The organism is Flavonifractor sp. An306 (assembly GCF_002159455.1).
In the GTDB taxonomy this organism is placed as follows: Bacteria; Bacillota; Clostridia; order Oscillospirales; family Oscillospiraceae; genus Flavonifractor.
Map to the genome: position 1 here is coordinate 1 of NZ_NFIQ01000212.1, position 1,037 is coordinate 1,037.

Below are 1,037 nucleotides of genomic sequence, written 5' to 3' on the forward strand. Positions count from 1 at the left end.
ATCGTTCAGTTCATCATCATATATAGGACGCACATAGTCTAAAATTCCTTGCAATCCACCATAAAACTGTGTCAGCTGCATGGATTCTTCTGTGCTCAATCCTGTGCTGCCAGATAATGCTTTCAATGGGCCTAAATCCATTTCCAGCGGATGGGATTTCAGATTGCGGCGTATTTCCTCAATCAAATCCAGCACAGAGGGGTCACTATATTTCTGCTCCAAATGCTTGAGATATAACTTTAGCTGTCTCCTGTCCTCGTCGAAATAGTCGTCCTCTACCTCGTTTCTAAGCTGTACGGCAGAATAAAATGTCTCAGGATCATACTGAGTATCATAAAGCCTGTCTATGACCTCCTGGGCTTTCTGAGGGTCACTCATACACCGCATGAACGCACATAGCCCGGCACTGGCATCGTTATAAATCTCCAGTGCATGGCGTGGTTTATTCAACAGGACACGGGCACCGCCACCGAACGGCTCTATAAACCGTTCGCAGCTATAATCCAGCATCTCACAGATGGTTTGCGTCAGTGCTGCCTTACCACCAAAGTAGGGGAAGGCACTTAATATCTCCGTCCTCATACCTGTTTTTCCTGTGATATGGCCTTATCAAGTTTGACTTTAATGAGACAGATATACTTTTGCTTTTTCTTCTTCTCGTCATTCGGGATTGGCATTACATAATCATATTGCCCCTTGTTGGTCACAGTAAATCCCTCTTGGAACAGATATTCCTTTAATGCCTTGGGTGTGAAAGAATATTGGCTGTTCTCAATCGCTTCATTAAATGTGGTCACAGGAATGGGATAGACCTCATAGGAATTGGGCTGATTGCGTGGAGACACAGAAACCTCAGTAATATCACTATCCGTTATGATGTCATTTAGAAATGATAGGATATCCTGTAACCACACTTGGTCTATTGTACAACCATCATAGCAAGGGAGAGGGGAGAAACTATAATAGTTCTCACGGATGACCTTGGCTATCTCAATGCAATCCGGGCGGGACAGCATGACGCCGTACTCCTTAAAACC

2 protein-coding genes are annotated in these 1,037 nt (G+C 44.4%); both read right to left on the reverse strand.

The window, feature by feature from the left end:
- Nucleotides 1–582: DNA adenine methylase (locus tag B5F88_RS20515; protein WP_204246283.1), on the reverse strand; the 582-nt coding region annotated here is incomplete at its 3' end.
- The coding region (locus tag B5F88_RS19705; protein WP_204246284.1) for a hypothetical protein at nt 579–1,037 on the reverse strand (459 nt) is incomplete at its 5' end. The genes B5F88_RS19705 and B5F88_RS20515, both read right to left, overlap by 4 nt.